At 65.7% G+C, this 23,655-nt stretch carries 22 protein-coding genes; 8 read left to right on the top strand and 14 right to left on the bottom strand.

Annotated elements, in window-relative coordinates:
• Positions 1-5: 5 nt before the first annotated feature.
• Positions 6-1,361, top strand: coding sequence for a D-serine ammonia-lyase (locus tag SB749_RS04505; RefSeq protein WP_410709265.1), 1,356 nt, complete (start codon positions 6-8; stop codon positions 1,359-1,361).
• A 33-nt stretch (positions 1,362-1,394) separates the two neighbouring features.
• On the opposite strand, the gene SB749_RS04500 is transcribed toward SB749_RS04505, so the two are convergent.
• Positions 1,395-2,489, bottom strand: a complete 1,095-nt coding sequence (locus tag SB749_RS04500) for a hypothetical protein (RefSeq protein ID WP_410709264.1) — start codon at positions 2,487-2,489, stop codon at positions 1,395-1,397.
• 254 nt (positions 2,490-2,743) lie between these two features.
• On the opposite strand from SB749_RS04500, the gene SB749_RS04495 reads away from it, so the two are divergent.
• Positions 2,744-3,049, top strand: coding sequence for a hypothetical protein (locus SB749_RS04495; RefSeq protein WP_410709263.1), 306 nt, complete (start codon positions 2,744-2,746; stop codon positions 3,047-3,049).
• 91 nt (positions 3,050-3,140) lie between these two features.
• On the opposite strand, the gene SB749_RS04490 is transcribed toward SB749_RS04495, so the two are convergent.
• Positions 3,141-4,550, bottom strand: coding sequence for an APC family permease (locus tag SB749_RS04490; protein WP_410709262.1), 1,410 nt, complete (start codon positions 4,548-4,550; stop codon positions 3,141-3,143).
• 145 nt (positions 4,551-4,695) lie between these two features.
• Between SB749_RS04490 and SB749_RS04485 the strand changes: the two genes are divergently transcribed.
• Entirely contained in the window at positions 4,696-5,088 is a 393-nt protein-coding gene (locus SB749_RS04485) for a hypothetical protein (RefSeq protein WP_410709261.1), read from the top strand.
• On the opposite strand, the gene SB749_RS04480 is transcribed toward SB749_RS04485, so the two are convergent.
• Complete coding sequence (locus tag SB749_RS04480) at positions 5,024-5,950, bottom strand: LysR family transcriptional regulator (protein ID WP_410709260.1); 927 nt, start codon at positions 5,948-5,950, stop codon at positions 5,024-5,026. The two genes, SB749_RS04485 and SB749_RS04480, sit on opposite strands and share 65 nt — an antisense overlap.
• A 156-nt stretch (positions 5,951-6,106) precedes the next feature.
• Here SB749_RS04480 and SB749_RS04475 point away from each other — a divergent pair, with 156 nt between their 5' ends.
• Together SB749_RS04475 and SB749_RS04470 are read left to right on the top strand one after the other, a co-directional pair.
• A complete protein-coding gene (locus SB749_RS04475; RefSeq protein ID WP_410709259.1) occupies positions 6,107-7,468 on the top strand; it encodes an aromatic ring-hydroxylating oxygenase subunit alpha in 1,362 nt (453 codons plus the stop codon).
• Positions 7,465-8,763: an FAD-binding oxidoreductase gene (locus SB749_RS04470; protein ID WP_410709258.1), complete on the top strand. Its 1,299-nt coding sequence runs from the start codon at positions 7,465-7,467 to the stop codon at positions 8,761-8,763. The genes SB749_RS04475 and SB749_RS04470 overlap by 4 nt, the downstream gene beginning before the upstream one ends.
• Before the next feature lie 9 nt (positions 8,764-8,772).
• Here the strand turns inward: SB749_RS04470 and SB749_RS04465 are convergent, their stop codons facing one another.
• The 7 genes from SB749_RS04465 to SB749_RS04435 are packed head-to-tail and all read right to left on the bottom strand — an operon-like array spanning position 8,773 to position 14,231.
• Positions 8,773-10,314: an ABC transporter substrate-binding protein gene (locus tag SB749_RS04465; protein WP_410709257.1), complete on the bottom strand. Its 1,542-nt coding sequence runs from the start codon at positions 10,312-10,314 to the stop codon at positions 8,773-8,775.
• Positions 10,314-11,135 (bottom strand): ABC transporter ATP-binding protein, encoded by an 822-nt coding sequence (locus tag SB749_RS04460; protein WP_410709256.1) that lies wholly within the window; start codon positions 11,133-11,135, stop codon positions 10,314-10,316. Before SB749_RS04460 ends, SB749_RS04465 begins: the two co-directional genes overlap by 1 nt.
• Positions 11,132-11,962 carry an ABC transporter ATP-binding protein gene (locus SB749_RS04455; protein WP_410709254.1) on the bottom strand — a complete coding sequence of 277 codons (831 nt, stop codon included), beginning with the start codon at positions 11,960-11,962 and terminating at the stop codon, positions 11,132-11,134. The genes SB749_RS04460 and SB749_RS04455 overlap by 4 nt, the downstream gene beginning before the upstream one ends.
• A gap of 2 nt (positions 11,963-11,964) precedes the next feature.
• On the bottom strand, positions 11,965-12,894 hold the full coding sequence (locus SB749_RS04450; RefSeq protein ID WP_139909407.1) for an ABC transporter permease: 930 nt from the start codon (positions 12,892-12,894) through the stop codon (positions 11,965-11,967).
• Positions 12,895-12,905: 11 nt separating this feature from the next.
• Positions 12,906-13,844, bottom strand: a complete 939-nt coding sequence (locus SB749_RS04445) for an ABC transporter permease (RefSeq protein ID WP_410709252.1) — start codon at positions 13,842-13,844, stop codon at positions 12,906-12,908.
• Between the two features lie 49 nt (positions 13,845-13,893).
• Positions 13,894-14,058 carry a hypothetical protein gene (locus tag SB749_RS04440; RefSeq protein WP_410709251.1) on the bottom strand — a complete coding sequence of 55 codons (165 nt, stop codon included), beginning with the start codon at positions 14,056-14,058 and terminating at the stop codon, positions 13,894-13,896.
• Positions 14,059-14,081: 23 nt separating this feature from the next.
• Positions 14,082-14,231, bottom strand: coding sequence for a hypothetical protein (locus SB749_RS04435; protein WP_410709250.1), 150 nt, complete (start codon positions 14,229-14,231; stop codon positions 14,082-14,084).
• Positions 14,232-14,301: 70 nt separating this feature from the next.
• On the opposite strand from SB749_RS04435, the gene SB749_RS04430 reads away from it, so the two are divergent.
• Entirely contained in the window at positions 14,302-14,808 is a 507-nt protein-coding gene (locus SB749_RS04430; RefSeq protein WP_410709927.1) for a zinc-binding dehydrogenase, read from the top strand.
• An 18-nt stretch (positions 14,809-14,826) separates the two neighbouring features.
• Here SB749_RS04430 and SB749_RS04425 read toward each other — a convergent pair whose 3' ends face one another.
• Both SB749_RS04425 and SB749_RS04420 read right to left on the bottom strand, forming a co-directional pair.
• Positions 14,827-15,888 (bottom strand): proline racemase family protein, encoded by a 1,062-nt coding sequence (locus tag SB749_RS04425; protein WP_410709249.1) that lies wholly within the window; start codon positions 15,886-15,888, stop codon positions 14,827-14,829.
• An 8-nt stretch (positions 15,889-15,896) separates the two neighbouring features.
• The gene (locus tag SB749_RS04420; RefSeq protein ID WP_410709248.1) at positions 15,897-18,014 is read right to left on the bottom strand and encodes an FAD-dependent oxidoreductase; all 2,118 of its coding nucleotides are present in this window, start codon (positions 18,012-18,014) and stop codon (positions 15,897-15,899) included.
• Between the two features lie 180 nt (positions 18,015-18,194).
• Here SB749_RS04420 and SB749_RS04415 point away from each other — a divergent pair, with 180 nt between their 5' ends.
• Complete coding sequence (locus SB749_RS04415; protein WP_410709247.1) at positions 18,195-18,941, top strand: GntR family transcriptional regulator; 747 nt, start codon at positions 18,195-18,197, stop codon at positions 18,939-18,941.
• Between the two features lie 203 nt (positions 18,942-19,144).
• Here SB749_RS04415 and SB749_RS04410 read toward each other — a convergent pair whose 3' ends face one another.
• Together SB749_RS04410 and SB749_RS04405 are read right to left on the bottom strand one after the other, a co-directional pair.
• Positions 19,145-20,683 carry an MFS transporter gene (locus tag SB749_RS04410; RefSeq protein ID WP_410709246.1) on the bottom strand — a complete coding sequence of 513 codons (1,539 nt, stop codon included), beginning with the start codon at positions 20,681-20,683 and terminating at the stop codon, positions 19,145-19,147.
• A gap of 312 nt (positions 20,684-20,995) precedes the next feature.
• Positions 20,996-22,540 carry an aminotransferase class I/II-fold pyridoxal phosphate-dependent enzyme gene (locus SB749_RS04405; protein WP_410709245.1) on the bottom strand — a complete coding sequence of 515 codons (1,545 nt, stop codon included), beginning with the start codon at positions 22,538-22,540 and terminating at the stop codon, positions 20,996-20,998.
• Between the two features lie 91 nt (positions 22,541-22,631).
• On the opposite strand from SB749_RS04405, the gene SB749_RS04400 reads away from it, so the two are divergent.
• Entirely contained in the window at positions 22,632-23,636 is a 1,005-nt protein-coding gene (locus SB749_RS04400) for a LysR family transcriptional regulator (protein WP_410709243.1), read from the top strand.
• The last annotated feature ends 19 nt before the right edge of the window (positions 23,637-23,655 follow it).

The raw sequence follows: 23,655 nt of genomic DNA, 5'->3' as shown, positions 1-23,655 counted from the left end.
GGGGCATGACCGACCTGCCTGACGAACTCAGCACCGACGAGATCATCCGATCCCTGGCTTCGGGTGCCCCGACTACGTGGCTCCGCTCCACCGGCACCGAGGCGGTCCTGCCCGACCTCGGGGACATGATGGATTCCGCGGCGGCCCGGTTCGACCGCTTCGCGCCCTGGTTCGCCGAGACCTTCCCGGAGGCGGCGACCGTTCCGGTCGAGTTCGCATCGGCGTTTCCAGGTGTCAGCGGCGGAATGATCGAATCGGCGCTGGTTCCGGCGCCTGCGGCGCAGCATCGCCTCGACGGTCTGTTCGGATCCGAGCTGGGCGGACGGCTGTGGCTCAAACGCGACGACTCTCTGCCGGTGAGCGGGTCGATCAAGGCCCGCGGCGGCTTCCACGAGGTGCTCGAATTCGCCGAGGCGGTCGCCGCCGAGCACGGACTCGACTCTTTTGACCCCGCCACCTATTCGACTCGTGAGTTTCGTGAGATCGCCGCGAACCACCGCATCGTCGTGGGTTCGACCGGCAACCTCGGGCTGTCGATCGGGATCCTGAGTGCTCGGCTCGGCTTCGCCGCCTCGGTGCATATGTCAGCCGACGCCCGGGAATGGAAGAAGACGATGCTGCGCGACCACGGGGTCGACGTCATCGAACACGCCGGCGACTTCGTCGAAGCCGTCGATGCCGGCCGCGCTTCGGCGAAAGCTGCCGAGAACACGCACTTCGTCGATGACGAGGACTCCGTGAGCCTCTTCGCCGGATACTCGGTGGCTGCTCTGCGGCTGGAGCGCCAGTTCGCGGCCGCCGGTGTGACCATCGACGAGCAGAATCCGCTCACCGTCTATCTGCCGTGCGGAATCGGTGGCGGGCCCGGGGGAGTGACCTTCGGGCTCAAACGGGTCTTCGGCGCTGCGGCGCGCTGCATCTTCGTCGAACCGAGCCAGGCGCCGGCGATGTTCCTCGGAGTGCGCACCGGTCGGCACAGCGGCATCTCCGTCCAGGACATCGGGCTGTCCGGAGCCACCGCTGCCGACGGACTCGCGGTCGCCCGCCCGTCACGCTTCATCGGACCGACGATCGGGCCGCTCATCTCCGGTTTCGCCGCGGTCCCCGACGAGGTCATCCGGGCTGGAGTCGGCGTGCTCCATGAGACCGACGGCATCGATGTCGAACCCTCCGCCACCGCAGGGCTGACCATTCCGTGGCGGATGGGCGAGGCGGCGGCTCGGTCCTCGACCGGGGTCCACCTCGTGTGGCTCACCGGTGGGGCGATGGTCCCCGGCGACGAACGCGTCGCCTACGTCGACGACGGACTGGGGCTCGTCGAACGGATCAGCAGCCCCGCCTCGGCGATCTTCGTCGACTGAACGGCGTGCCCCGGGCGGGTTACGCCGCCTCGGTCACCAGTCCCAGGGGTCGTCGTTGACGGTGATGACGATCTTGCCGTCGACGATCTCGGCCGTGCCGTTGAGGTCGAAGGACACGGTGTCATCGAAGGGTTCGGACTCGTCGAACATGTCATAGCTGCCAGTCACGAGCGCCTCACCGGAGGTGTCCGAGGAGATCAGCCACGCCGGACCGCCGTTCGGACCGGTCGCGTCCTCGGGGTTCGAATACTGGTCGGCGCCCATGGAGTCATCGGCGACGGTCACCGTCGGATACGACGAGATCGACCAGGTGAGGCCGGTGGCGTCATAGCTTTCGGCCAGCGAGGATCCGAACGGACACCCGTCGGGCTGGGCGACCGTCTTCTTCGCGCAGCTGTCGATGAGGGTCTTGACCTGCTTGTCGACCTCGCTGCGGAACGCGTCCGAGGGATGGGCGGCGAGCAGCGGCGTCTCCTCGCCCTCCATGTTCGCGTCATCGCCGAGGAACGCCCGCACCTCGACCGCGTCGGCGGTGATGAGATCGGACCTCTCGGCCAGGTCGATCGTGTAGAGACCGGGGAAGGCCGGCAGGGACAGGGTCGACCCGTCGCTGTCGACGTCGATTCCGTTGACCTTGACCTTCTTGAGGCCGGGAGTGTCGACGGTGAGAGTGAGCAGGTCCGGGCTCTTGAGCGCCCAGTCGTCGAAGAACAGCGCCTTCTTCCCCGCTTTGTGCAGGGTCAGGGTGCTGTTGCCCTTGGAACCGCCGACATCGTAGGTGACTGCGACCGTCGCCGTGTCTCCTGAGATCTCGGCGTCTTCGACGGTGACATCGTCGGGCAGTGCCTTCGAGCCGCCGAGGACGTCGTTGGTCAGCAGGGTGCGTGACTCCTGCGGAACGTCGACGTCGGCGACCTTGAGTGCACCTTCGGCGTCACCGTCGGAGAGCTCCGAGAAGTACTTCTCCACCGTCGCCTCGGGGCCGAACATGTGCCCGTTGAGCTGGGTGACGACGATGATCGCGGCCACGAGGAGGAGGGCGGCACCGCCGGCGACGACTGAGACGAGCTTCGCCTTCTTCTTGTCGAAGGGTTGGGCCGGACCCGCGTACGGCTGCGCGGCGTACATTCCCTGCGGAGCCGAGTACGACTGCTGACCGGCCGAACCCGACCTTCTTCTCCAAGGACTCCGAGGATCCCGACACCGTCGCCTCCACGACTGAGCCGACGAGCACCGCCAGTGATGACAGTTCGGCCACGGCCAGCTCAGCACCCGAACCCACCGAGTCCGAATCGGCGCTTCCCGACGACCCGAAGAAGGCACTCAAACAGCTCGCCGACTCCGACGGACAGACAGCGAAGAGCGAACTCAACGGCAAATGGGTGCCGCAGCTGAGTTCGAAGAAGGTCGGCCTCGAAGCCGAAGGGAAGACCTGGGACGAAGAATCGATCCTCGAGGAGTTCGAAGGACTGCGCGAAGAGTTCCCCCGCGTGAAGCTCATCTGGTCCGGCGATTTCAGCAGCTTCAAAGAAGACAACTTCTGGGTGACCGTCGTCGGCATCGGCTACGACGATCCCGAAGACGCCCTGTCCTGGTGCTCATCGCACGGTCTCGGCCCCGACAGCTGCTATGCCAAACAGCTCAACACCTCCGGCGGCCACGAAGGAACGACCCGCCTGCAGGACTGAGACCTCGAGCCGGTCCGACCGACGACTCCATCGCCGAGGCGGCCCGCTTGTCTCATGCCCAGATGGCTTGACGAAGGGCCACCTGAGCGGCTCAACCGTGGATTCGCCGCCGGTTGTTCACCGCGAACACCGCAATGCCGATGACGAGCCAGATCGCCCCGATGACCAGGGCCAAAGGATTCGCGCTGACGAGCACTGCGATGAGCAGAGCGGCGCCGATGACCGGAATGACGCCGTGGTTGAACCAGTTGGGAGTCTCGCTGCCCTGCTTCTTCACGAGGAAATATCCGACCACCGAGGCCTGAAGGAAGATGAACGCCGTCAGCGCCCCGACGTTGACGATCGAGGTCAGCTGGTCGAGACCATCGGCACGGGTCGCCGCCCACCCGGCCACGATGACATTGCCACCGGCGGCCACGAGGATTCCCTTCCACGGAACACCGGTCTTCGGGGCCACCTCGGCGAGGAATTTCGGCACCTGACGCGACCGTCCCATGTCCATGAGTATGCGGGAGCCAGCGGCCTGACCGATCATCGCGGAGAACGCCGCACCCACGGCCTTGGCCAAGGCGAGCAGCCAGTGCAGCCACGGGCCGAGAGTCGAGTCGACGGCGTCGTAGTAGGCGGCACCCTCGAGCGCGGGGTCGGCCTGCAGGTCCGCCGGAGTCAGCGGCGAGAGCAGACTGCCCACCCAGGTCTGCGCGACGAAGAAGACACCGGCCAGCACGAGGCAGATGAGCGTGGCCCGGCCGACGATCCGCGGACCGCCCTTGGCCTCCTCGGAGAATGTCGCGAGCGAATCGAAGCCGAGATACGACAGGACGGCCACGGACGCGGCCGCGAGCACCGCGGTCACGGAGAACGCATCGACCCCGGTCAGCGGCGTCAGCCATCCCCGCGTCGGGCCGTGCTGGATGAGGTAGGCGATGCCGAGGACGAGGACCAGGGCGAGGACGGCCACCTCTGCGAGGACGACCCCGGTGATCACGCGGGAGGCGACCTTGACCCCGGCGAGATTGAGCCCGGTGGTGAGGATGACGGCCACGGCCACGAACACCCAAACGGGCAGCGCGGGGAAGATCGAGTTCAGGGCGATCCCGGTGAACAGATAGGCGACCGAGGGGATGAAGAGATAGTCGAGGAGGATCATCCATCCGGCGACGAAGCCGGCCGGTTTTCCGATTCCCGCCGAGGCGTAGGCGAACACCGTGCCCGCGCGGGGGACCTCCCGTGACATGCGCATATAGCTGACCGCGGTGAAGGCCATGACGATCGTCGCGACGATGTAGACGAGTGCCACGGCTCCGCCCGAGCGGGCATCGAGGGTGCCGAATACGCCGACGGCGGCCGCGGGACCGATGAAGACGAGTCCGAAGAAGACGAGCTCGCTCAGACCGATCGTGCGTTTGAGGCTCCCACCCTGCGCCGAGGCGGCCGTGCCCCCGGGTGCGGAAGCCTGAGTTTCGTTGTCGGACCGGCCGTCGGCAGTCGTGTCATCCATCGTGGTGCCGTCCCTTCGAAGCGAGGCCCGATTCGCCGTGGTCAGTCCACTGTCCGCGATCGGTGAGTGTGCGCTTCAACTCTACGCGCAGGTCATGGCGTGGTTTCGAGTCCCGATAGGATCGGAAGAGACGAAGGAGGCCCGGATGACCTATCACCCGCAGATGATCCAGCCCGGTGGGGTCCCGCCGGGAGGTGTGCCCGCGAAGAAACCGTCCGTGGTGCCGGGAATCCTCCTCATCATCGCCGGAGTCCTCGGCCTCGGGGTGGGACTGTGCATCCTCGTCATCCCGATGTTCCTGTTCCTCCTCGGAGGCGGTGGCAACGTCGACGCCTTCGACGATTTCGCCTCCGGCTTCTACACCACCGGATTCGTAGTGGCTGTCATATCCGTTCTGGTGCTCATCGCCGGGATCGTGCTCACCACCGTCGTCGCGCGGAAGCGGCGTCGAATGCGACCGCAGATCTGGAGGGTCATGCCCCCTGGCGGGCCGCAGTTTCCGCAGACTCCCGGAGGACCTCCAACGCCGAGGCGATGATCGGCTGAGCGCCCGAACCGCGGCGGATGCCCGAGAGGATCTTCCGCGACGGCACCGGATCACCGCGCAGCGGCACACGCACCACATCGAAGCCGTCCGGCAGACGTGCCAGGCGAGGAATGAGCGCGACACCGAGTCCTGCCGAGACCAACGACGCCCCCGTCTCCCACTCCCGTGACTGATGGGCCTGTTCCGGTTGGAAGCCGGCAGCCGCACACGCGGTGCGCACCAGACGGTGATACGGCGAACCCGACCGGTCGAGGATCCAGGACTCCTCGGCGGCCTCGCTCAACGCCACCGTCGACTTCTCTGCCAGGCGATGTCCGACGGGAACCAGCAGATCGAGGCGATCGCTGAACAGCGCCGACTGCTCGAAACGGGGATCGCTGCGCGGCGGCAGCGGGTCGGTGGCCACGACCACGGCGACGTCGGCATGGTCGGAGATGAGAAGGTCGAAGCACTCCTCGGGGTCGGCTTCGATGATCGTGACCTCGGCGCCCGGGAATCGCTCCATCACCGTCAGGGCTGTCGGTGGAAGCAGCGCGGCCGCGGCAGTGGAGAAGCCGCACAGGCGCAGCCGTCTGGTGCGCGTGTCCAGGCCGGTGCCGAGGCCGTCGAGCTCACCTCGGATCTCCTCCCACCTGGTGAAGAGCTCCTGCGAGCGTTCGAGGAGGAGCTGACCGGCGCGAGTGAGGACGAGTCCGCGACCGCGCGGTTCGACGACGCGCACGCCGAGATCTTTCGACAGGCCTCTGAGCTGGTGCGATACGGCTGAAGGGGTGTATCCGAGGCGGTGAGCCGCCTCGGTGAGGGTGCCGACTTCGGCAAGGACCCGAAGGACGTGGAGACGCGGATCGATCATGCAATAGTATTGCACGTTTCGGATGAAGAAGATTCGCTTTTCTTCAGCAAACCTCTGGCGGACACTGGGGGCAGGAGCACGAACTCCGCGGTCGCGGTCGGCGAAGGAGCCGGCAGGAGAAGCGGCCGACGCGATCACAACGAGGTGGTGGACGAATTGACTCTGGCACCAGAGCAGAAGCGGACCGATTCCAGCACGAGCGGACCCGCCGGGTCGGGTGCGGCCGCCGGATCGGGCGGGCACGGCAGGACCGATATCGACCGGCTCATCGACGAACGTGTGCCCGGCTATTCGCTGGCGGCGCCGTTCTACATCAGTCCGGAATTCTTCGCGCGCGATATCGAGGCGATCTTCGCCTCGACGTGGATCTTCGTTGCATCAAGCGCCGAAGTACCAGAGCCCGGCGACTACCTCACGATCGACATCGGTGCCTATTCGGTCATCGTCATCCGCGATGACGACGGTGAGATCCGGGCACACCACAATGTCTGCCGCCACCGGGGCACGCGGCTGCTCAATGATCTGTCCGGTTCCGTGGGCAACATCGTCTGCGGCTACCACCAGTGGACGTACACGCCGTCGGGCGAACTCATCTCCGCCGGTGTCCAAGCTCCCGGTTTTGATCGGTCCTGCTTCTCGCTGCGCTCGGTGAACCTCCGCGTCATCGGCGGGCTGATCTTCATCTGCCTCAGCCCCACCCCACCGGACGACATCGACGAGGTGGCCGAGGTCATCGAGCCCTATCTGACCGGGCATGACATCGCCGGGACGAAGGTGGCTGCGCAGAGTGACCTCATCGAGGACTCGAACTGGAAGCTCGTCATGGAGAACAACCGCGAGTGCTACCACTGCGAAGCCGGCCACCCGGAGCTGACGTGCACGTTCTTCCCCACCTACGGCTACGAACCAGACGAGATTCCCAAGCGATTGCAGCCGGCGTACCAGCGGTACCTCGACGCCGAGGACCAGCTGCATGCCGACTGCGACCGCAACGGCCTGCCCTATGCCCTCGTCGAGGAGCTGAGCGGACGGCCCACCGGATTCCGGATCGAACGGGCAGCTCTCGACGGGAAGGGCGAGTCGTACACGATGGACGGATCGGCCGCCTCGGCGAAATTATTGGGCAACCTCGACACTTTCGTTCTGGGCCGGGCCTCGCTGCACGTGCAGCCGAACATGTGGTTCCACGCGATGGGTGACCACGTGGTGACGTTCAGCTTGCTGCCGTTGGCCGAGGATAAAACGCTGGTGCGCACGACCTGGCTCGTCCACGCCGATGCGGAAGAAGGCGCCGACTACGACCTCGACAACCTCACGACGGTGTGGCTCAAGACGAACGAACAGGATGCGACCTTCTGTGAACGCGGGCACCTGGGCATCTCGTCGCCGGCGTACGTGCCGGGACCCTATGCCCCCACCGAATCGCAAGTCGATGACTTCGTCACCTGGTACATCGAACGGCTCAAGGCCCATCGAGAACAGCGAACCGTGCGGTTGGAAGGAGCTGAGCGACGATGAGGTACCGCCATTCGACATTCGCCCAGGCTGCATCCGCGCCCGTGGGCAAGGCGACGTTCCGAGTGCCCACTCGGGGCAGGCGACCCGCACTCGCGGCCGCCTTAGAGTCGGCCTTCGATACGGCCGCCCCGCCGGCCTTCGATACGGCAGTCGAGACCGCGCTCGCCGCGCCGGTCGACCGGGTGCCCGCTGCATCGGATGGCCCGATGCTCGCCGAACTGCAACTCGACCCGGAACTGCTCACCGGCCCCGTCGAGGTCACCGGAATCACCCAGGTGACCCACGACGTGAAGACCTTCGAGCTGCGGGCGGGATGGATGACCGCCGTTGACTTCGCGCCGGGTCAGTATGTGACGATGCGCATCCCCGAGCTCGGCCTTGAGCGCTGCTATTCGATCTCCTCGGCGCCCTTCGGCACGAACATCTTCACCGTCACGGTCAAGCGCGTGGCCGGGGGAGCAGTGTCGACTCATCTGCACGAGAACGTGCGGGTCGGCGATCAGCTGCACGTGGACGGGCCGTACGGGCTGTTCAGCACGAGCTTCCATCGGGCCGAACGCCACCTCTTCCTGTCCGCCGGCTCCGGAATCACCCCGATCATGTCGATGGTGCGCAGCCTGCTGGCCAGACAGGGAGGGCTGGGCACCGACATCGTCTTCGTCCACAGCGCCTCGACGCCGCTGGACATCATCTTCCGCGCCGAGCTCGAACAGCTCGCTGAGGTCGCCGGAGTCAGCGTCACCATCCTGTGCTCCAGGGATTCCGAGGCTGAGACCTGGGCCGGTCGGCGGGGTCGGATCGATGCGTCCACCCTTGCCGAGGTGGTCCCTGACGCGGCCGACCGCGAAACCTTCGTGTGCGGGCCGGGTCCGTATATGGAGGCGGTACGACCCCTGCTCGCCGAGGCGGGGGTGGCATCGGCGCGAATGCATGAGGAATCGTTCGTCTTCGCCACGTCACCTGCCGACCGTTTGGCCAAGGCAGGTGCGAGAGCCAAAGCCGCCGGAGCCGGCGTCGTCGGCGGCACTGGAGTGAGCCACGTCGTCGAGTTCGCGGTTTCCGGGCGCGTGGTCGACTGTGATGAGTCCACGACAGTCCTCGACTCTGCTCTGGACGCCGGACTGTCGGTGCCCTCATCCTGCTCGGAAGGCGCGTGCGGAACCTGCAAGTCCGTGCTCATCAGCGGCGAAGTCGAGATGAAGCATGCAGGCGGAATCCGGCCGAAGGAGATCGCTGCCGGAAAGTTCCTGCCCTGCTGCTCGACTCCGCTGACCGATATCGTCGTCGAGAGGTGAGCTGCCTGCTCAGTGCTTGAGCTTCGTCTCCTTCAGCCCATAGGTGCCGAGGACGTAGGGTTCGAAGCCGACGACATCCCGGCTCATTCCGTACAGCGCCCGCTGGTAGGCGATCGGTACGATCGGGGCCTCGTCGGCGACCTGCTGCTGGATCTGGGCGTAGAGCTCGTTCTGTTTCTTCGGGTCCTCTTCGGCCACGGCCTGCTCGGCCCATTTCTCCACGTCGGGGTTGGCATAGCCCGAACGAACCCCGGAGTCGTCGGTGACGGCGAGGAAGTTGATCATCTGCGAAGTGTCGGAGACATCGGACGTCGCATAGCTGACCTGAACTTGGAAGTCGCCGTTCGTGCGGTTCGTCGTCAGAGTCGCATCGTCGAGCTTTTGGACGTGAACGGTCAGGCCGATGTCCTGCCACGCCTGCTGGGCGATCTGCGCCAGCAGCTCACGATCGGCGACACCCGAGGGAATCTGAATAGTGATGTCGATTCCGTTTGGATGATCAGACTCCTTGACCAGCTGTTCGGCCTTCTCCATGTCGAACTGGCTGCTGTCGACCTTGTCCGCATGACCGGCGAGACCCGGTGAGATGAACGAAGTCGCGGGCTCGGCATAACCGGCGTAGACCACCTCGACGATGGACTTGCGGTCGACCGCATACGACATAGCACGGCGCAGCTTGGGATCGTCGAGTCCCTTCTCCTTGTTGTTGATGTTGAAATAGAGGATCTTGGTCGAGGTGAAGGCCTGGGCATTGATGTCCTGAGAGCGCGAAAGCTGACTCATGCTCAATGGAGCAGGCTCCTGATTGATATCGGCCTGGCCGCCCTGCAGCTGCAGGCGACGAGTGTTGTCATCGGCGACGACGTTGAAGGTCACGGAATCCAGAGCGGGGACGCCGTCCTCCCAGTAGTCCGGATTCTTCACCAGCTCGAGGCTCTGTCCCTTATTCCAACTGCCGACCTCGAACGGCCCGGTGCCGTCTGCGTGCGCTGCCATGTACTCGGCGTCGTGTCCGCCGAAGTCATCGGGGTAGATCGATGCGGCGAACAGCGCCATATAGCTGGGCAGGGGACCCCACGGCTGCTTCAGGTCAATGCGCACCGTGTGGTCATCGACTTTCTTCACGTCTTTGATCGGGTCGAATTCGGCTGCCCAGAGATTGTTCTCATCCTCCTGATCCCGCGCATAGTTGAGGGAGAAGACGACATCGTCGGCGTCGAGGGTCTTGCCGCTGTGGAATTTCACTCCCTCGCGCAGGTGGAAGGTCCAGGACATCTTGTCCTTCGATTCTTCCCAATCGGTTGCCAGCCCCGGTTCGACCCCGGACCCGTCGGGTTTGTTGAGCGTGAGAGTCTCGTAGACCTGCTGGAGCGTCCAGATGTCTTCATTCTGGGTCGTCGTGGGTGGCAGCAGAGTTGTGGCATCGGCGGCGCGAGCGAAGACGAGGTCGCCTCCGGGCCGGGCAGTCTTCTCTCCCGATGAACTGCACCCTGCGAGGACCAGGAGGCAGGCACAGAGCGCGGCAGTCACCGCTGCGAATCTCTTGGCCATCACCCTTCCCCTCTTCGGATCCGATCGAGGTAAGCGCTGTCGAAGGTGGGTATCGCCTTCAGCAGTGTCTTCGTGTAGTCGTCGCGCGGGGACGTGAAGATCTCCTCGGTGGTGTTCTCTTCGACGAGACGTCCGTTGTGGATGACGTAGATCCGCTCGCACAGCTTCTTGACGACCGCCAGGTCATGGGAGATGAAGAGGATTGACAGGTCGAGTTCCTCGCGCAGTCGGGCGAAGAGTGCGACGATCTCAGCTTGAACACTGACGTCGAGGGCGGAGACGGCCTCATCGGCGACGATGATGCTGGGCTCGACGGCAAGCGCTCGGGCGATCGCCACCCTCTGCCTCTGCCCTCCCGACATAGCGGTCGGGGTGCGGTCGAGGAACTCCTCGGGAAGCCGCACCATCTCCATGAGCTCCGCACACCTGGCCCGCAGAGCGGCACCGGAGGCGAGACGATGATGGCGGATCACCTCGGCGAGGGTCGCCCGCACCGTATAACGGGGGTCGAGGGAGGCGAAGGGGTCCTGGAAGACCATCTGCACGATCCGCCACTGTGCGCTCGTGCGCTTCTGTGCGAACTCCCGACCGTCGACGCTCACCGTGCCGTCGTAGTCGCGCTGGAGTCCGCAGATGACTCGAGACAGGGTCGATTTTCCCGAACCCGATTCGCCGACGAGTCCGACGATCTCGCCGGGGAGGACCTGCAGGTCGGCGGAATCGACCGCGGTGAAGGCGCGGTCACCACGTCCGAAGGTGACGGTGACGTTCTCGGCGCGCAGACCGCGCACCGGCGCCGACGAAGGCTGAGTCTCGGTCATCGTGTCTCCTCGGCAAGGCCCGCATCGTCAACGTCCTCATCGATGCGCGGAGTCGCTGTCAGCAGTCGACGCGTGTACTCCTTCTGGGGATCGTCGAAGACCTCCTGCAGCACACCGTGTTCGACGATCTGCCCGTCCTTCATCACACTGATCGACGAGCACAGCTGAGCGACGACCGCGAGGTCATGGGTGACATAGAGCAGCCCGAGACCCTCGTCCTGCTGCATGGTGCGGAAGAGATCGAGCACCTGTGCCTGGATCGTCACGTCGAGCGCCGTCGTCGGTTCGTCACAGAGCAGGACCTGCGGCTCCTGCGCCAACGCCGCTGCGATCATAACGCGCTGACGCATTCCACCCGAGAGTTGGAACGGGTAGTGTCCGGCTCTGTGGTCGGGGTCGGTGATGCCGACACGGTCCATGAGCTCAACGGCGAGGTCGTGGGCCTGCTTCTTCGACAGTCCTCTGCGCTCGGCGATGGCATCGGTGATCTGGCGGCCGACCTTCATCACCGGGTTGAGCGCGATGGCCGGTTCCTGGAACACCATCGAGATGCCGGTGCCGCGGATGCGCTGATCGAATCGTCCGCCAGGCCCGGAGCTGAGGATATTGCGACCGTCGAACCGGATCTCTCCGTCGACGACGGACGCGCCGGGCGGGAGCATTCCGAGAATGCTGCGCAGCGTCATCGACTTGCCCGATCCCGATTCGCCGACGAGACCCATCGGCTCACCGGCCTCGAGGCTGATCGACACGTCGTCGAGGATCCGACGCCGTCCGGCCTCTCCGTCGATGTCGACGGTGAGGGAGTCCACTTCGAGGATGGGCATGGTCACCTCTTCGGCTTCAGCGTGTTCGTCAGTCCGTCGCCGATGAGCGCCAGCGCGAAGGACACGATGACGACGGCGAACCCCGGCCACAGGATGAGGCCGTAGTTGCCGGTGCCCATGTACTGCTGACCGTCATTCATCATCTGACCCCAGTCGGCGGTCGGCGGGACGATGCCCATGCCGAAGTAGCTGAGGGTGACGACGACGCCGATGTTGAGCACGATGTCACTCATCGCGTAGATGACGCCCTGGCTGACGGTGTTCGGAATGATGTGGCGGGTGAGGATCCGGGGAGTGCTCAGCCCCGAGGCGCGGCAGGCGGAGATGAACTCCTGCTCTCTGAGGACGAGCACCTCGCCGCGGACGATGCGAGCGTAGGCCACCCAGGAAACGGCGCTGATGGCGACGAAGATGCTGCCCATTCCGTTGCCCATGACGAAGACGAGCACGATGACCAGGACGTAGAACGGGAAGGCCGAGACGATATCGGCCAGGCGCATGATGACGATGTCGACCCAGCGACCGAAGTACCCGGCCAGCGAACCGAGGACCGTGCCGAGGATGAAGGGCACGATGACGGCGACGACAGCGACGATGAGGTCGACGCGACCGCCGTGAAGGAAGCGGGAGAGGACGTCTCGTCCGAGCTGATCGGTGCCCAGTGGGTGCGCGACCGAAGACGGGGCGAAGGTGTTGAGCAGGTCCTGCCGATTGGGGTCGTCGGTGACGAAGAGCGGTCCGACGGCGAGCAGCAGCACCATCGCACCGAGAATGACCGCACCGATCCACAGCTGCAGATTGTGCCGTCGCAGGAATGCCGGCAGGGGAAGCGTGAACCGCGCGGTCGGCGTCGCTCGGGACGCAGTGCCGCCGCGAGTCCGCGGCGGTTTCCCATTGGGGCCACCGGCACCGGTCGCCGTGGGGGAGGTCATCGGTTCGCTCATCATGCCCCCAGCCGCACACGTGGATCGACGATGCTGTAGACCACATCGGTGAGCAGGTAGACGAGGACGACGAGGACACCGAAGATCACAGTCAGCGCCTGCACGACGTCGTAGTCGCGAGCGAGGATGGCTTCCATCAGGAGTGAGCCGACACCGGGGATCGCGAAGACGTTCTCGACGACGAGGGCACCGCCGACGAGGTGGCCGACCTGGATGCCGAGGATCGAAACACCTGTGATTCCGGCGTTGCGGAAGGCATAGTCGATCACCGTCCGCTTCCTGCTCAGTCCCTTCGACAGGGCGAAGTTCGTGTACTCGGCCGACATCGAATCGTTCAGTGCGGCCGTGAGGCTGCGGATGAGCACGGGGCAGATCGTCAGTGCGACAGCGAGACCGGGCAGGACGAGGGAGTAGAGGTGCTCACCGAAATTGCTGCCGTAGCCGCCGACCGGGAAGATGCCCAGGTTCACCCCGAGGACGAGGATGAGCAGGGTGCCGACGAAGAAAGCCGGCATGCCCTGGACGGTGGCGGCGAAGACCCTGGACACGATCGCCGAGGCGGCAGATCGTTTCGCCGCCACCCACAGTGACAGCGGGACGGAGATGACGACAGCGAACACCAGAGACACGAGCATGAGCAGCAGGGTGGCCGGCATCCGCAGCTTCAGCAGCTCGACGACGGAGGTCTGGAAGATGAATGACTGTCCGAAGTCACCGACGAGGAGGCCCGCGAGGAACTGGAGATACTGGATGATCATCGGTTCGTCGAGACCCCAGGCCCGACGAAGCTGAGCGACGTTCTCCGGAGTGGCTTTGTCGCCGAGATAGGCGGCGGCGGGGTCCCCGGGGGCAAGCTTCATGAGGATGAAGGACAGCGTGGCGACACCGAGGACGATCGGGATCATCAGCAGCACACGCCGGAGGATGTACTTGCCCACGGCTGGCCTCCTGCGACTCCCAAGTGTGACCTGGATTACACCTGTCAGTCTATTCGCACCACGCCTTGCCTCTGCGATCCGGGATGCGGCGTGTCGGTCCCTGCTGTGAGGCGATCGCGGTGACGATCGTCTGAATCTGAGGGGTCAGCTCGTCGAGTGCGCGCTCCTGTCTGTGCAGCCACTGGTCGATCTGTGCGGCGGACAGAACTGCCATGACCGCCTCGGCACGGGTTCGGATCAGATCGGGCTTGGGTGCGTTCGCGTCCGACGACTCGGGGCCCCGGTCGTCCAGGTGTCGGTGATGAGGATCTCCACGGGGCGCCGCCAGAAGAGGTAGGTCTCTCGGTCGAAGCGTCCTTTCGGGGAGCTGCTTTCGGTGAGGAGCACGAGGTCGAGATTGCGCGCGATGTGGTTGAGGTAGGCGGCGACGAACGCGGCCGCCGGTGGACTCGGTCAGCTGCTCACCCAGATTGCGGTGCTCAAGGGAGCCACAGTGATCGGCACGACCTCCTCCGAGGCCAAAGCGGAGATCGCCCGGAAGAACGGCGCCGCCCACATCTTCGGCTACGAGGACTTCGCCGAGAGGACCCGCGCGGTCACCGACGGCCGGGGCGCCTCGGTCGTCTACGACGGGGTCGGCAAGACCACCTTCGACGGCGACCTCGAAGCCGTTGCCACCCGCGGCACCATCGTCGTCGTCGGCAACGCCAGCGGACCGGTCGATCCGGTCGACGTCAATACCCTCAACACCTCGGGCTCGCTCTTCCTCACCCGCCCCACCGTCGCCGACCATGTCCGGACCCCGGAAGAGCTCCGCACTCACACGGACGAGATCTTCGGCTGGATCCGCAGCGGAGACCTCAAGATCGATATCGGCGACCGGTTCCCCATCACCGAGGTGGCCGCCGCCTTCACAGCGCTCGAGTCCCGGGCGACGACCGGAAAGATCATCCTCGAGCACTGATCGACGAGGAACGGAGACTCACCGCAGCACGAACCCGGGCACGAGATCATCGAGCGGGTTGACCTCGAACGTCGAAGTGGCCACCCGGTGGGCGCCGCCGGTGACGACCGGAATGACGCCGTCGGCGGTCTCCTCGTGGACCTTCGCTCGGAATGTCGTGCCGACGATCGACTCATGGACGAGCGTCTGTCCAGCGCTGAGCTCACCCGCGGCATGGAGAGCGGCGACTCGAGCCGCCGTTCCCGATCCGCACGGTGAGCGGTCGACCTGACCGTCGGCGAAGACCGTGACATTGCGCTGATGCAGTTCGCCGCTGGGCAGCGTGCCGAACCGGTCGACGAAGATCGTGCCGTACACCCCGGAGAGCCGGTCATCTTCGGGGTGGACGGTGTCCGGATGATCGGCGAGACCCGCCTTGACCTCGCGGCCCAAGGCGATGAGCGCGGTGAGATTCTCAGGCACGACTTCGCAGCTCACCTCACCGAGGCGGCCCACCTCGGCGGCCTGAGAGGAACCGGCAGCGGCACCCAACTGAGCGACGTCGACGAGCGCGTAGATCGCCCCGCCCCACGCGAGGTCGACCGTCACCGGGCCCAGGCTCGTATCCACCGTGAGCCCCGAGGCGACGAGGCGGCTGGGCACGTTGACGAAGTCCACCGAGTTGGCCCGCCCTTCGGCGTCCGTGTGCACCTGCGCGCGCACTCGACCCGAGGGCACGTCGATCGTGACCTCCGTGGTCCCGGACGGATCGACGGCGACGATCCCGGCTGACACCGCCCATGCGCCGAGCGCCATCGTCCCGTGACCGCAGGCTGTGGAGAAGCCGTCCTTGTGCCAGAACAGGACCCCGAAATCGGCCCCATCGTCATCGGGTTCGGTAATGAAACCGCCGTACATGTCCGCATGACCGCGCGGCTCGAAGCACAGCAGCCTGCGCAGATCATCGGCCGCCGAACCTGGCACGGCCAGTTCCCGCCGTTGGGCCACACTGCGACCGGGGATCTCGGCCGGGGGTTCGGCGACGATCCGGAACGGTTCGCCGGCAGTATGGAAGTCGACACTCGTACAGATCGTCGTCACAGTCTCCGTCACAGCCCCATTCCCACTCTCAGTCCTTCCAGTACCGCCGCATGCACATTGCGGGAGGCGACGGCATCACCGATCCGGTACAGCGCGAACGGGTGCCCCGCCTCGGAGTCGGTGGTGGGATCCGAACCGGAATCCGGCTGCGGTTGTCCGTGCACCCACGCCCCGAGGTCCGTCGCCCCATGGTTCGCCGACCGCGACTTGAGCTCGAAATAGACCTCATCGTTGGGCGTCGTCCCGAAATCGACGACCACCGCATCGGTGACGACCTCCGCCTCCCGATCCGAATAGTCGTTGCGCAGCATCGCCACGATCTCCTTCCCCTCGATCCGCGGCTTCTTCGCCAAACGCTCGCCGAGGCGGACCTCGACTCCGAATTCGGAGAACACCTGAAGATAGGCGGGGGAGTTCATCGACCCGACGTCGATGCCGATCGTGCGTTCGGGACTGACATAGGTGACCTGTTGACCGGCCCGAGCCAGGCGTTCGACGGCGTCGAGCGCCGGGTAGAACCCGTGATCGTCGAAGACGAGCACCCGCTGCTTCGACTTGAGCCGGTCGTCCATGACGTCCCAGACGTCGAAGCTCGGGCCCAGCTCACGGAAGGGATATCCGGCATCGGGAACCCCTCCGGTGGCGACGATGACGACGTCGGGGTCGAGGCCGAGGATGTCGTCCGCCTCGGCGAAGGTGTTCAGTCGCAGGTCGACGCCGTGCTTCTTGCACTGCTGGACACGCCAGTCGATGATGCCGATGAGGTCGCGGCGGCGCTGCGAGCGGGCGGCGATGCGGACCTGCCCGCCGGGGGCGTCCTCCGCCTCGAGCAGGGTCACCCGGTGACCGCGCACGGCCGCGACACGGGCGGCTTCGAGCCCGGCCGGACCGGCGCCGATGATGACGACATGCTTGGGACCAGTCGTGACATCGTGGGGAACCTCCTGCGGCAGATCGGCCTCGCGACCGCTGGCCGGATTGTGGATGCAGGTGGCCGAACCGGAGGTGTAGATCGAGTCGAGGCACATGTTGGCGCCCACGCAGGGACGGATATCGTCCTCACGACCTTCGGCCACCTTGCGCGCCAGGTACGGGTCGGCCAGCTGCGCCCGGGTCATCCCGACGAGGTCGAGGCAGCCATCGGCGATCGCGAACCGGGCGGTCGCGGCATCGGAGATGCGCGCGGCGTGGAGGACGGGGATGTCGATGCCCTCGCGGATGCGGCGGCAGGTTTCGAGCCAGGGGGCCGAGGGGGTGCCCATGCCGGGGATCGCCTCGGCGAGCTGACGGTCCGAGTTGATCATTCCGACGTTGAGGTTGAGGAAATCGATGCCGTGATCGGTGTAGGTTCGCAGGATCTCGGTGGCCCTCGCCTCGTCCATGCCGTCTTCGCGACGCTCGTCGACGGCCATGCGGATGCCGAGGACGAAATCATCCGGTACAGCGGCGCGCACGGCGTCGATGATGCGCATCGGGAACTTGATGAGATTCTCCAGTTCGCCGGAGAATTCGTCGTCGCGGTCGTTGAGCCACGGGGCGAGGAAGGAATCGAGCAGGTGACCGGCGTGCATGACCTCGAGTCCGTCGAATCCGGCGGCGGCCACGCGTTCGGCGGCGGATGCGAAGTCCGCGACGATGCGATCCATATCGAAGTCCTCGAGCGCCTTCGTGAATGACCGGTGCGCGGCTTCCCGAGTCCGAGAAGCCGAGACCAGCGGCAGCCAGTCGCCGGCGAAGTTCGAGGAACGGTGGCCCAAATGGGTCGCCTGGATCATGATCGCCGTGCCTTCGTCGTGGCAGTCTCCGGCGATCGCGGACAGCCACGGAACCACCTCGTCGGTGGACAGGTCGATATTGCCGAACGCGGCGGGGGAGTCCTTGGACACGATGGCCGAACCGCCGATCATCGTCAGACCGACACCGCCGCGGGCCTTTTCCCGGTGATAGAGCCGGTAGCGGTCCTTCGGCATGCCGAGCTCGGTGTAGGCGGGCTCATGCGAGGTCGAGACGATGCGATTGCGCAGCGTGAGCCTGCCGAGCTCGAAGGGCTGGAGCAGCGGATCGGCGGACGCGTCGGTCGCAGCCGTGGTCGGTGCGGGTGTGCCGGTTGCGGGGTCGGCGGTCATGGGTTCCTCCTTCATTGCAGGAACGTCACTGTGAGTGTGACTCCGTGGCGGAGTCCGGGTGGGTAATCGATTACCGACTACTTAGTTCAATGGTGCGATCTCGCGGTTATGCTGTCAATAGTCGGCGAGCCGATCGCGACTGTGAATTCATGGCAACCGCGATTCGATGAGGAGTGTGCGATGGAGCGAGTGAGACCGCAGGCCGAATCTCTGCGCGAGCAGGCACTGGGCATCATCCGCGATGCCATCACCTCAGGTGAACTCGCCGAGGATCGCATCTATTCGGCAGCGGGCCTGGCCAAGCAGCTCGGCATCTCACTCAGCCCGGTGCGCGAGGCGATGATGGCGCTCGTGACCGAGGGGACCGTCGAAGCCGTGCCCAATCGCGGCTTCCGCCTGGTCACCATTACCGAGGCGGACCTCGAGGAGATCATCGCCATCCGCGTTCTTCTCGCGGTCCCCGCCGCCCGCAGTCTGGCAGAGGCCGGCAGCGATGACATCGTCGGTCGCGGCCTGAATGCTGACGGCGTGCAGGCGGTGACGGACGGGTCGGTGACCGAGACCGGCGAGGCAGCGACCAAATCCGAGGCGATCGTCCGACTGCGCGAACTCGCCGAGGCGACCGTGGACGCGGCCGAGGCCGGCGAATTCGCCGAGTTCTATACGCAGGACCGCAGGTTCCATGAGGCTCTGCTCGAGCACGGCCTCGGCGGGCGTGCCGCCGCGATCAGCCTGCGCCTGCGCGATCAGTCGCGCCTCTACCGACGCCAGGATCAGATCGGGGCCATCGCGGTCGATTCCGCTCGCGAGCTGCCGAGGATCGTCGACCTCATCGAGTCCGGGAACGCCGCCGAGGCGGCCGACCTCGTCACGTCGAACCTCTACTTCTTCAAACGCGTCCCGGCCACGGCCGACGGCGAAGGCTGATTCGTCACTGTCAGAACGGCCCAGTTTCGGCTGAGTAGCCCAGTTTCGAACATGGGCTGCTCAGCTCAGAGTGGGCTGGTTGTCTCAATCGGCTGTAGTGCGAGCCGAGAAACGACGAAACGACGCTGGGCCGCCCCGAAACGGGATGGCCCAGCGTCGTTGCACTCGATCAGGCATCGCAGCCGATCAGGTTCTCACCTCGTTCAGGCGGGTGCCTTGTCCGGGTCGATGTCGACGATCGGCATGGACTCGATGTCCATATTCGGGTTGTCGGCCTGGGTGCGAGCCAGCTCCTCGGCCTCCTCGTGGGTGTTCACCGTCGGGAACGAGCCCGGCAGCGGTCGGTGCGCCGATTCCTTCATGAGCAGCACGGCGACGAGTGCGACGACCGAGAAGAACATGATGTAGAACGCGGGCATGTACGAGTTGCCGGTGACATCGATGAGCGCCTGGGCGAACAGCGGCGTGGTGCCGCCGAACAGAGAGACGCCGAGGTTGAACGTCAGACCCATCGCACCGTAGCGCGACGCGGTCGGGAACAGCGCCGGCAGCGTCGAGGCCAGGCAGGCGATGTAGAAGCCGGCTGGCAGGGCGACCATGAACAGAGCCACCATCACTGCCCACATCTCACCGATCTGCATGACAGCGAACGCGGGAACGATGAGGACGATCGTCATGATGGCTGCTGCCAGGAAGACGAACTTGCGGCCCATCTTGTCGGAGAGCTTGCCGATGAGCGGCAGGCACAGCGACATGATGACGAGAACCGGGATCGTGGCCACGGCCGCCTGGACATTCGAGACCTTGACGGTCTCCTCCAGGTAGGTGGGCATGAAGCTCGTCAGCGCGTATCCGACCGTCTGGGAGCCTGCGACGACGGCGATGCCGATGAGGATCTCTTTCCAGAAGTGACGGATGACGCCGATGAGGCCGTGGCGGGCGTACTTGTCGTCCTTGACCTTGACGTCGCGGCCGGCTTCCTCGCTCGATTCGAAGCTCGGGGTCTCCGGGATCTTCAGACGGAACCAGATGGCGACGGCGCCGAGCGGGATGGCGATGAGGAACGGGATCCTCCAGCCGCCGTCGAGCATGGCGTTCTCGCCGTTGATGGACGTGGTGATCACGGTCGTGAGGGCCACGGTTCCGGCGCCGGCGGCGAAGCCCAGGTAAGAGCCGACATCGAGCCACGAGGCCCAGTAGCCGCGGGACTTGTCCGGAGCGAACTCCGAGACATAGGTGGTGGCACCGGCGTACTCGCCGCCGGTGGAGAAGCCCTGGATCATCTTGAGCAGGTAGAGGGGGACGATCACCCACAGGCCGACCTGGGCCGCGGTGGGCAGGACGCCGATGAGGGCGGTGGCGGTGGCCATCGTGGCCATCGTGAAGAACAGGACCTTCTGGCGGCCGATCTTGTCACCCAGCGGTCCGAGCACCATGCCGCCGAGCGGGCGGACGAGGAAGGACACGGCGAAGCCGAGGAGGGTCACGAGCAGACCCATCTGTCGGTCCATGCCTTCGGTGAAGACGGAGGTCATCGTCACGGCCAGGTAGCCGTAGACGCCGAAGTCGAACCATTCCATGAAGTTGCCGACTGTGGTGCCACCGATGGCGGTGCGGATCGATTTGGTTTCGACGACGATGCAGTCATCGGCCTCGAACCGCTTCTGTTTCTTTATTGCACGCCGTTCCTTGCGGGTCGGCTTCTTGTCTTTCTGCGCGGGTCTGTCGTGGCCTTCTGACATCAGTGGTTCCTCGTTTCAGCTGCTGCTAGGCAAGTTGCAGGGCCGAGTCGCCGGAATGGTGCGAACTCTGCGCGGCAGTTGCTGTCGGATTTCGACAATGCAGAACATCCTTGCTTGGTACTCAGGGAGTGTCAACAAAAATTGTGACACAGTTCACGATGAATGCGCCGGATGGCAGATAGCTTCGTTGAAATTCGTCCAGTGGTCCAGAAAATACGCAAGAAGGATGCTGTCTAATTCGCAGTGGCACTTGTCCAGTGGCGTTGTCGGCAGCGACCGGCGGACACGGTGCGGCCCGTGATTGCGCGGAGATCAGTTCCTGACGACGCGATAGGTCTCGAGGCCGGGATCGACGGCGCCGCGGACGTGGCCGGACGGACTCGCCGCCACGGCCTGGAGGAAGTCGACGGTGTCGGCCGTGATCTCCTCGCCGGGCAGGACATTGGGGATCCCGGGCGGGTACGCGGCCAGCGAGCTCACGCTCACTCGTCCGACCGCCTCGGCGGCGGTGACGAGTTCGGAATCGGCGAAATACGCCTCACGCGGGGTCATCGCCAACCGGCCGGCCGTGGGCAGCGGCGGGAGGGCGGCTGCCGGGCTCGTCGCCGTGGCGGAGTCCGCGGTCTCGAGGCGCAGGGACTCCAGTGCGTCGATGAGGCGGCCGATGTCCGGGGACTTTCCGATGCCGATGAGGGCGACGAGGGTGGTCGCTGTCGACATCTCGGGGAAGATGTCGAACTCCTCGGCCAGGCGTTTGCGCACCGTGTGGCCGTCGAGTCCGGTGGCGGTGATGTCGATGGGCAGGCGGAACGGGTCGATGTCGACGACGTCGGCATGGCCGAGGAACTCGCCGGACAGCAGGTGGTAGCGGTCGGTGGCCTCGATCTGCGCGCGGATGTGGCGGATGTTCTCCAGCGAGTTCGTGATCGCCTCGGTCGAGGTCATGAGTGCGCGGCGGGCGAGGTCGATCGAGGCCATGAGGTGGGCGTTCTCGCTCGTCGAAGCGGTCATCATGAATGCCCGGGCCAGTGCCGGTTCGAGGCGATCGGCGAATTCGGTGTCGCCGAGGTGGAGCAGTGCGGACTGGGTGAGCGAGCCCGCGAGCTTGTGCGTGCTCATGATGACGATGTCGGCGCCCTGGGTGACGGGGGAGGCCGGCAGGTCAGGGTGGAAGCCGAAGTGGGCACCCCAGGCGGCGTCGATGATCAGTGCCGCACCTGCTTCGTGCGCCGCCTCGGCGAGGGCTTCGACGTCGGCCACGGCGCCGAAGTAGCTCGGGGTCACGAGGTAGACGGCGGTCACGGGCTCGGGGTGATTGCGGATGGCGTGGCGCAGGGCGTCGGGGGTGACGCCGTGGGCGATGCCGTTGACCTCGTCGACGTTGGGGTAGACGAAGCCGGGGTTGAGGCCTGCCAGCACGATGCCGTCGATGAAGCTCGAATGCGCGCTGCGCTGGGCGACGACACCGGACCCGAGGGTGCCGATGGCCAGGGCGGCCATGCGGTTGCCCTGCGAGGAGCCGTTGGTGAGGAACCAGGTGCGGCGGGCGCCCCAGGCTTCGGCGGCCAGCTGCAGGGCTTCGTCCTTCGGGGTGTCGACGCCGAGGTCGATTCCGTCGAAGAGCGGGGGGATGTCCAGGGAGAGGGTGTGCTCGCCGAAGAATTCGGCTTGACCTGCGGAGATACCCTCGGTCGTGCCTCCATGTCCGGGGGTGGACAGGAACAGCGAGTTGCGGTCGGCCGCGTGCGCCAGTGCTTCGGCATAGGGCGCGCGTGACTGCGTGAGGGCAGGATGCATCGGCGACCCCGAGGAGGAGTGCGGGGCCGGGGGCATGGGGGAGTCCTGGTGCACGGTCATGCGTCCAGATTAAAGAGGCGAACAGGTACGGGAGAATAGCAACTTTCCTCTCCTGCTCTATAGTGAGTATAGAACTCAAAGGGGGAGATCAATGGAACCTCTGGACACCCGCGGCCTCACCGCTCTGCGTGCCGTCGCCGAGACCGGATCCGTCGCCGCGGCCGCCGCCGCGCTGCAGTGGAGCCAGCCGACGGTCAACCATCATCTGCGCAATCTCGAGCGGGCCCTCGGCGCGACTTTGCTCGATCGCACACCGCGCGGATCACAGCCGACGACCGTGGGCAGCCTCGTGGTGACCCGAGCCGTGGAGATCCTCGGACTGTGCCAGCGCCTCGGCGCCGAGGTGGCCCTCTGGCGGGAATCTCAGGCCGTGCCGGTGCGCATCGGGGCCGTGCCCACCGTCGGTGCTCGAGTCATCCCGCGCCTCCACGATCAGCTGCAGGCCCGCCCGAGGTGGCAGACCCGCGACGAGGCGGTCGCCGGCGACCGGACCGACGTGCTCACCGCGGCCCTGGACGTGACGATGGACGAGCACGCGAAGCTCGTCTCCCGGCTCGAATCCGGGGACCTCGACCTCGCCCTGCTCGTGTCGACCGATCTCGACCGGACGTGGATCCCGGCGACTCTGACCGCCGCCCATCTGTATTCGGAGCGGCTGTTCCTGTGCGTGCCGAAGTCGATCGGTGAGATCAGCGTGGACGACCACGGGCGTCCGGATCTCACTGCGCTCGTCTCCCAGACCTGGGCGTTCAGCATCGACCCGGGTGACGCCATCGACGAGGTGGTCCGCTCCTTCTGTCTGTCCGCCGGGTTCGAACCCCGCGTGGGGATGCGGATGGACGACTACGCGGCCATCAACCGGATGATCTCCGCTGGTCTCGCGGTGGCGATGATCCCCGAATCATCGCTGTCGACCGACCCGGACATCACCGTCATCCCGATGCCGCTCAGCGACTGCCGCCGTGACGTTCTGCTCGTCTCCCGGGCAGCACGTCCGCAGGTGCGTGTTCGTCATGACCCGATCTTCGATGCGCACATTTCCGCCATCGCCGAGGTGGTCGCCGACGTCCGCACGGTCACCCGGCAGTGGCGATGAGCCGCAGTTTCACAGTCAG

The organism is Brevibacterium sp. SIMBA_078, from assembly GCF_046534565.1.
GTDB lineage: Bacteria > Actinomycetota > Actinomycetes > Actinomycetales > Brevibacteriaceae > Brevibacterium.
Note: the sequence above shows the minus strand (reverse complement) of the source record. Positions and strands in the feature narration are given on the sequence as shown.

What these genes read in the sequence shown, in the direction of transcription:
- SB749_RS04485 (WP_410709261.1), top strand. Translation starts at nt 4,696, where the DNA reads ATGACCTATCACCCGCAGATGATCCAGCCCGGTGGGGTCCCGCCGGGA.
- SB749_RS04450 (WP_139909407.1), bottom strand. Translation starts at nt 12,894, where the DNA reads ATGACCTCCCCCACGGCGACCGGTGCCGGTGGCCCCAATGGGAAACCG.
- SB749_RS04480 (WP_410709260.1), bottom strand. Translation starts at nt 5,950, where the DNA reads ATGATCGATCCGCGTCTCCACGTCCTTCGGGTCCTTGCCGAAGTCGGC.
- SB749_RS04470 (WP_410709258.1), top strand. Translation starts at nt 7,465, where the DNA reads ATGAGGTACCGCCATTCGACATTCGCCCAGGCTGCATCCGCGCCCGTG.
- SB749_RS04460 (WP_410709256.1), bottom strand. Translation starts at nt 11,135, where the DNA reads ATGACCGAGACTCAGCCTTCGTCGGCGCCGGTGCGCGGTCTGCGCGCC.
- SB749_RS04420 (WP_410709248.1), bottom strand. Translation starts at nt 18,014, where the DNA reads ATGACCGCCGACCCCGCAACCGGCACACCCGCACCGACCACGGCTGCG.
- SB749_RS04415 (WP_410709247.1), top strand. Translation starts at nt 18,195, where the DNA reads ATGGAGCGAGTGAGACCGCAGGCCGAATCTCTGCGCGAGCAGGCACTG.
- SB749_RS04405 (WP_410709245.1), bottom strand. Translation starts at nt 22,540, where the DNA reads ATGACCGTGCACCAGGACTCCCCCATGCCCCCGGCCCCGCACTCCTCC.
- SB749_RS04500 (WP_410709264.1), bottom strand. Translation starts at nt 2,489, where the DNA reads ATGTACGCCGCGCAGCCGTACGCGGGTCCGGCCCAACCCTTCGACAAG.
- SB749_RS04455 (WP_410709254.1), bottom strand. Translation starts at nt 11,962, where the DNA reads ATGCCCATCCTCGAAGTGGACTCCCTCACCGTCGACATCGACGGAGAG.
- SB749_RS04410 (WP_410709246.1), bottom strand. Translation starts at nt 20,683, where the DNA reads ATGTCAGAAGGCCACGACAGACCCGCGCAGAAAGACAAGAAGCCGACC.
- SB749_RS04505 (WP_410709265.1), top strand. Translation starts at nt 6, where the DNA reads ATGACCGACCTGCCTGACGAACTCAGCACCGACGAGATCATCCGATCC.
- SB749_RS04440 (WP_410709251.1), bottom strand. Translation starts at nt 14,058, where the DNA reads ATGGCAGTTCTGTCCGCCGCACAGATCGACCAGTGGCTGCACAGACAG.
- SB749_RS04465 (WP_410709257.1), bottom strand. Translation starts at nt 10,314, where the DNA reads ATGGCCAAGAGATTCGCAGCGGTGACTGCCGCGCTCTGTGCCTGCCTC.
- SB749_RS04400 (WP_410709243.1), top strand. Translation starts at nt 22,632, where the DNA reads ATGGAACCTCTGGACACCCGCGGCCTCACCGCTCTGCGTGCCGTCGCC.
- SB749_RS04490 (WP_410709262.1), bottom strand. Translation starts at nt 4,550, where the DNA reads ATGGATGACACGACTGCCGACGGCCGGTCCGACAACGAAACTCAGGCT.